Raw genomic sequence first — 257 nt, 5'->3', positions numbered from 1 at the left:
CTTCAAAGGCGACAGATGCTTCACCTAAACCTAATTCTTCACCTTGGTACATACACACACTGCCACGAAGGGAAGCAAGTAGGGCGGTTAGCATTTTACATTGCTGAGGGTTTATTTCGCCATTTTCGCTCCAGCGACTTGCTACGCGCTCTACATCATGGTTGCTAAATGCCCAACACGGCCAACCCTCAGTCATACGTTGTTCAAGAGTTTGAACCGTAGTTCTAATATATTCACTTGAATAATCATTTGTTAAG

1 protein-coding gene is annotated in these 257 nt (G+C 44.0%); it reads right to left on the bottom strand.

Translation table 11 applies throughout. The features are described 5' to 3' along the window. Nucleotides 1–196, bottom strand: a 196-nt coding sequence (locus AAEY88_RS14380; RefSeq protein ID WP_350563481.1) for an alpha-amylase family glycosyl hydrolase, incomplete at its 3' end; no start/stop codon positions are given. Nucleotides 197–257 lie beyond the last annotated feature (61 nt).

It is taken from the genome of Psychrobacter sp. CAL346-MNA-CIBAN-0220, from assembly GCF_040309805.1.
Classification (GTDB): Bacteria; Pseudomonadota; Gammaproteobacteria; order Pseudomonadales; family Moraxellaceae; genus Psychrobacter.
Note: the sequence above shows the minus strand (reverse complement) of the source record. Positions and strands in the feature narration are given on the sequence as shown.